This is a genomic window from Williamsia sp. (assembly GCF_036566845.1).
Lineage (GTDB): Bacteria > Actinomycetota > Actinomycetes > Mycobacteriales > Mycobacteriaceae > Williamsia.
The window spans coordinates 1-6353 of the sequence record NZ_DATCVM010000248.1; the positions used below are offsets into that span (position 1 = coordinate 1).

Annotated in this window: 5 protein-coding genes; all 5 read left to right on the forward strand. The window is 64.7% G+C overall.

Annotated elements, in window-relative coordinates; genetic code table 11:
• The first annotated feature begins 1277 nt into the window (after window positions 1-1277).
• The gene (locus tag VIQ49_RS24230; protein ID WP_100199330.1) at window positions 1278-2336 is read left to right on the forward strand and encodes an insoluble domain protein; all 1059 of its coding nucleotides are present in this window, start codon (window positions 1278-1280) and stop codon (window positions 2334-2336) included.
• A gap of 315 nt (window positions 2337-2651) precedes the next feature.
• On the forward strand, window positions 2652-4034 hold the full coding sequence (locus VIQ49_RS24235; protein WP_331889146.1) for a cutinase family protein: 1383 nt from the start codon (window positions 2652-2654) through the stop codon (window positions 4032-4034).
• Between the two features lie 60 nt (window positions 4035-4094).
• Complete coding sequence (locus VIQ49_RS24240; protein ID WP_019749790.1) at window positions 4095-5000, forward strand: hypothetical protein; 906 nt, start codon at window positions 4095-4097, stop codon at window positions 4998-5000.
• The gene (locus VIQ49_RS24245; protein WP_019749789.1) at window positions 4997-5905 is read left to right on the forward strand and encodes a hypothetical protein; all 909 of its coding nucleotides are present in this window, start codon (window positions 4997-4999) and stop codon (window positions 5903-5905) included. Before VIQ49_RS24240 ends, VIQ49_RS24245 begins: the two co-directional genes overlap by 4 nt.
• On the forward strand, window positions 5905-6353 hold a 449-nt coding region (locus VIQ49_RS24250), incomplete at its 3' end, for a DUF6668 family protein (RefSeq protein WP_331889147.1). The genes VIQ49_RS24245 and VIQ49_RS24250, both read left to right, overlap by 1 nt.

Sequence of the window (6353 nt, forward strand, 5' to 3'; positions counted from 1 at the left end):
CCGCTTTGACACGCAACTCACGGAGCCTGTCGGCCCGAAAGCCGCGCACTCCACTCCGTGGCACTTCATCAACTCCTGGGGTCAGATCGCCTGCTTGCCTGCTCATTCTTGCGCCTCCCTGGAGTGGTACCCGCCACTAGCACGCGTCATAGTTGCGTGTTATTGTTGACAACAATGCTAGCCCGGAACGTCGGTGAGCGTAGTGAGGATCGAGGTGAAGGCGCGTGTATAAGTTGCACAAACCAGCCGGTTTGCAATACGCTTCGAGAGCGCTCCCACCCGGGGGTTTCCTGGATCTTGTCGAGGTCGGTTCCAGATGCAGCACCACGCAAGTGGCGCAGCCCTATTCAGGGGTGCCCACTTTCTCCCGGGCAGGGGCAGGGATCGTGACTATTTTTCATGCACAGAGCGGCATTCGGCCAGCTCGTGACATTCGACTCGACGACAAATACCGGCCAGGTGCGAATCGGGCCGGTCCTTGTCGTGCAGAAAACCCCAGAAGCGGACTTGTGATTGGCGTCGCGTTCCGGTCCTGGGGTTCTTTCCAGCCTGCAGTGCAAGAGGCACTAAGGCACCCAGACCGCAGGCTTCCGAGCATAAGCGATCTGGTTGAAATCGCAACAAGCCGGAGGCAGTCATGGGGAACAGCTCTGCTCAAAACACCCGTTCGACCTGGATAGCCCAGGCGACAGAATTACCCGATTCCATTTACCCGGAGGTCGGGCGGTTCGTCGTACCTGAAAGCCGCTGTGCCACCTTGAACTCGGCCTATCACCCAGCGCTCCCTGCGCGAATTGATGATGCGGCCCGCGAAGCACCCACCTCGCTCTCCCTGCCCGGAGAGCGAGGTGGGTGCCCCACCCCCAAACGATGTATTCCATTGTCCGCCAATGTCATTAACTGTTCACGTCACAAGACCTGACATATCTACGTCAACGTGCCAGTTTCCTGGGTTCTTCCAGCAGCGTGCGGTCGGACACACGCCACTCCTGGTACATCAGGCGCCTTTCAACAAGGGCATTTCCGCCCGTAGCAACTCGACTTCCCGATGCGCTCGCGTCGGGATCGCTGGCCGCGTAGCTCTCAATTTTTGTGCGGCCGTACACATCCACCATTCCGGTTAATTGTTAAACCACAACAAGTTTGAAAGGGCACTCATGAAGCATTTCCAGAAGCCACGTTCGGGCGGTCGTCATCGCGCCCCGTCTACGACTGCGGTCGCTACGGTTTCGTTTGCCGCTGTGGTGGTGGCAACGTTCGGAGGGGCTGGTTTTGCTGTGGCTGCTCCGGGCGATCAGCCGGGCGTCACCAGTGAGGTTCCGGTGCCGAGCCAGCCGGGAGTGACCACACCTGCTCCTTCGGCGCCCGAACCCGCTCCTGTGCAGACGTGGGTTCCGGCTCCCGTCGAGTACCAGAAGCCTGCGCAGCCGCTCCCGAACTGGGACTACGACACCAACCAGTACACCCCGCCGACCAACAGCAACGACAACTATGTCGCTCCTGTCGACTACACGTCGATTCACCTCCCGACGCAGCTCGAGACCTTCACGGCACCGATTCAGGCTCCGGAAGACAAGATCCGTTTCGGCCGCTACCTCGCTGATCGCCCGAATTGGATCGCCAAGGACACCGCGGACAAGACCAACGGTCAGACCGCTGTCATCGAAGCTCAGGTGACGGACTTCTGGCGCTCGACCGGCCTCGAGGCCGATGAGGCGGAACGTCTCGCAGCAGCTCAGGTCGGCGGCGCTGCCGCTGGTGCGTTCGCTGGCGCTACGGCGGCGGCTGTTCCGGCTGCAACCGCTGGCGCGTTGATCGGGGGAACCATCGGCGGGACTAGCGCCTTGACGTTGTTCGCTCCGATCGTGACTCCCATCGGTGCGGTTCCGGCTGGGGTTGTGGGAACGGCGACGGGTGCGGGCATCGGTGCAGCTGTGCTCGGCGTACCTGCCGCTATCGGTGGCGCGGTCGTCGGCGGCGCAGGTGGCGCTCTTGCCGCATCTGCTTATGGTGCAGGCGATTTGGGGCAGCCGATCGATTTCGAGATCCCGGACATTGATCAGCCCGCCATCACTGAGCAGACCGAAACCACGCTCGATCAGTGGTCCGCTAGCCCGCCGGTTGGTACTGCGGCCTCTGACGCGGTCCGCAACACCGCTGCTGCTGCACCAGTTGTCGATCAGCAGATCCGCGATGCTGTGACCTCGCTGCCCGGCGGTGAGGGTGCTGTCGCGGCATTCGACCAGGCTGTGACGGATTTTCAGGCCAACACCGCTGTGCCCGGTCTTCCGCTGGGGATGATCGCCGACGCCATCGGTGCCGGTATCCCGGCGTGAGCCGTCCATCCGGGGTGGGCGCGTTGTCTGCTCTGAACTTCGATCAAGGGATCTGATGTGATGTTCACTCGTTCTCGTTCTCGTTCGACGGGCACCGGGATCAGCTCTACTGCTGGTCTCGGTGCCAGGTCGGCGGTAGTGGGCCTGTCGCTGGTCAGTGCTACCGCCGTGGTCCTTTCGTTTGCTCCGCTTGCGAATGCAGCTCCCGCGTCCGGTACCGATCTGGTGAAGGGGGAGTGCCCCGCGCTGTTCGGCCTTGGAGTGCAGGGGACAGGGCAGTCTGCTCCGGATGCAGCGCCGACGACGGACACCGGCATGTTGTCGCAGGTGTTCATGCCGATGATCGCGAAGGCGGTCGACGGTGACAAGGAATTGGCCGGCCGCGCGTACGTGCCGTACGAGGCCGGGTTCGGCGGCGCTGTTCTCGGCGGCAACGTGCCGTATTCGCAGTCCGTCGAGGGCGGCTTGCAGAATTTGCGGGATATGGCTTCGGAGGTCGCGGCTGCGTGCCCGGACACGAAGTTCACCCTCGCCGGTTACAGCCAAGGCGCACATGTGGTTTCACTGTTCGCCGAAGAGGTCGGCAAGGGCTCGGGCGTGATCGCTGCGGACAAGGTTGTCGGTGTCGCGACGTTCGGTGACCCGACCCGCGCTGCCGGTGCACCGCTGTTTCCGGGCTCGCCCGGTCAGACGTCCCCGAAGCCTGCTCCGGGAACGGACGGGGCTGAGGTGTCCAAGGTGTCCGCTCTCGATCAGGTCCCTCCTGCTGGTGGCGGTATCGGGCCGGTCGCGGACGTGGCGGAGAACTACGGCTCGCTGACTGGGCGGGTGGCGAGCTTCTGCCAGTCCGGTGACCTCGCGTGCGATGCGCCGTCGGATTCTCCGATCCTGCGGGTGGTGACCAACATTGCCGGTCAGTCGGAGCTGTCCTCGGGTGATCCGATTCGGTCGTTGACCTCGGTCGGTGACGCTCTGGCGATGACGTCGATCAAGACTGCGGTGACCGTGGTCAACGAGGACATCTCGGGTACGACGTTGGCGAATCTGTCGATCGCGCCGAAGAAGTCGCTGTCCGAGCGTCTTGCGGTGGCCTCCGATCCTCGGACTCCGTTGCCGTCCACCGATGATGCGATCAAGGCGATCATGAAGGTCGGCACGATCGGGTTCAACGCGGTCAAGACTGTCGCGAAGGAAGTTCTGACCCCGGCGAACATCGTGGAGTTGGCGACGGTCGGGCTGGCCAATCCCGCTGGCGCGGTTGCTCTTCTGGGCACGAAGTTGGTCGGAGCGGCAACGAAGCTGATTCCGCCGGCCACTACGTCTCGGTTGACGACGCAGGCGTTCGCGGCGGTCAAGGACAACGTCAGTGACAACAAGGATCTGCTCAACCTTGCGACGCTGACGAAGTATTCGTCCACGGTGGCCGCCCACGGCGGTTACGGCTCGGTGCCGGCCACGGCGACCGGGACATCGGCGACGGCGTTCGTCACCGATTGGTTCGTCGCGTTGGCGAAGGACCTGGCAGATCGTGCAGGTGGATCGCCTTCTTCCACTACGAAGGCCACGTCCACGGCGGTCGCGACTCGCCCGTCCTCGTCTTCTTCGGCGACAACGACGACGAGTCCCCGTCCGAACAGCACCTCCACCTCGATCACCTCGACCACGGCGGTCGCTACACCGACTGCTGCGGCGAACTGATCGGGCGTTCTGGTGCGGGGTGTTCGTGCCCCGCACCAGGACCTCCGGAGAAAGGACTCGATGGTGACAAATAACAACAATGACGATCCCAAGTCTTCCAATCCCGTTCTCGACCAGTGGTTCCCACCGTTCACGCCTGCGGCGGACGGGAGAGCGCAGACCTCTGCGCCGGTAGAGCCGCTTCCGGTCGTGGACCTCGCGTCCGACGACGACACCTCTCCGGCCGCTCCGAAACCCGATTCCGTTCCCGCGCCGTCTGTTGCTGCTGCTGCTGACTCCAACGACGTCTCTGTCGACGACAGCGGCGCGGCGTGGCTGCGGGAAGCGATGCAGTACACGCAGGACCAGGCAGCGGCCGATCCGCTACCCCTGGCTGCTACTTCGGCTTCACCGTCGCAGCGCCTGCGTGGCCGCGCTGCGGTCATCGGCGCGCTCGCAGCGGTCGCGGTCCTCGTGATCGGCGGGGGTGCGATCGCCGCTTCTGCGCTCGGCGGCGGTGACGACGACGCACCGATGAACGTCGCGGAGATCGCTCCCGCAACAACCAGCACGGCAACCACCTCGCAGACTCCGACCTCGGTGGCTCAGCAGTCGTGGTGCTCGCCGTCGACGGAGGCCGGAGTCGTTCGCGGGTCCGGCCCCGGCGGAACCGGGTCGGGTCCCGATGCCATTCTCGCGTTCGATCACGCCTACTACGTCGAACGCAACGGGGCCAAGGCCCGCGCACTGCTTGTCTCCGATGCGCAGGTGAAGTCGGCAACCGCCGAAGAACTGCAAGCCGGTATCGACACGGTTCCCGCTGGTACCGAGCACTGCGTCGAGATCCGCGCAACCGAACCGAACACCTTCGCCGTCACCCTCGAGCAGCGCTATCTGGACGGCTCCCGCGTCAGTGGCCGTCAGATCGTCAAGGTCACCGATGTCGGTGGCCGCACGCTCATCACCTCGATTGGAAAAGCATCGTGACCGACAACGACAACTCTCAGGATTGGCTCGGCTGGCTCGGTGAGGAACCGGAGGTCGTGGAAGCGCCGGTAGCTCAGGTGTTTCCGCTCGTCGCTCCCGAACCGAAGAGTTCTGCGGCCAAAACATCCACGGCCGCTGCCCAGGTTCTCGATCCCGTCCCGCCGATGACGTTGGTCGTCGGTGCGTGCGGGGGAGCGGGGAGCACCACCACGGCGATCGGTCTCGCGAACGCGTGGTCGACGATCGGTGCGACGAGTGCCGTCGTAGATGCCACGGTCGGCGGCGGCGACCTGGTCGAGCGCGGAGCGGATTCGACCGTCTCGGAAACCTCGATCGAGACGATGTTCGGGTCCTCGGAGACGCTGCACGCTGACGAGTCGTTCAGCGCGTCCACCTCGGCAACCTCGGCCGGCGCCCACGTCCTCGGCCGCCACTGGCTCGAAACCATCGAACCCGACTTCCGTCAGGTCGATCGGTACGTCCGCGCTCAGGTCGACACCACGGTCTACGACCTGGGACACCGCGCGTTCGGCCGCGAGAGTGCGCAGTCGCTCCGGGGAGAACCGTGGTCGACGATCGTTGTCGCGGTACCGTGCCGCGCCGATGCATTCAACCGGATGCGGGCCGTCCTCGAGACGATCCGGCTCACCGCCGGAGAGAAGGCGCTCGATCGCACGATCGTGGTCATCTCGCACCAGACCGCAGGCCCTTCTGCTGCCGATGTCTCGCAGCTCCGCGACCATCTGACCGGCAAGGTCTTCGCGGTCGAGGAGATCCCGTACGACCAGCACCTTGCGTCGGGGTTGACGATCTCGGCGACCGACCTCGCACCCGACACCGCTGCCGCGTACGAGCAGATCCGCAGTGTGAGTGTGCGCGCGGCGGACAGCCGGAGTGATCGCTGATGGGTGCACAACGCTTGTCCGCCGAACCGGGACACCGGGTCGACCTCACAGATGCGTCGGTTCGTCTTCCTGATGCGGTGGCGCCGATCTGGGATGAACCGATCCCGCTGCCGCCTGGTGCTCCGAAGCCGATGGTGTGGCTGCTCGGCGCTCACGGCGGGGCCGGAACGTCGACTCTGGCGCAGGTTCTCGCGCCCGCTGCTGAATGTGGTCGCCGGTGGCCCGGCGGTCACGGCGGGCAGAGTCCGTTCGTTGCCGTCGTCGCCCGCGAGACGGTGTCCGGTCTCGTGCGCGCTCACGAGCTGCTGCGTCAGCACGCGGCGGGCAAGGGCGGACCCAGCCAGGTCGTCGGTTTGATCACCGTCGCCGATCGGCCAGGGCGCAAGGTGCCCAAGCCGATTCAACAGACTCTCGACCTCGTCACCTCGCTCACGGCAGCGCAGTGGCG

Coding starts and splice junctions, on each gene's coding strand:
- VIQ49_RS24240 (WP_019749790.1), top strand. CDS start 4,095: ATGGTGACAAATAACAACAATGACGATCCCAAGTCTTCCAATCCCGTT.
- VIQ49_RS24235 (WP_331889146.1), top strand. CDS start 2,652: ATGTTGTCGCAGGTGTTCATGCCGATGATCGCGAAGGCGGTCGACGGT.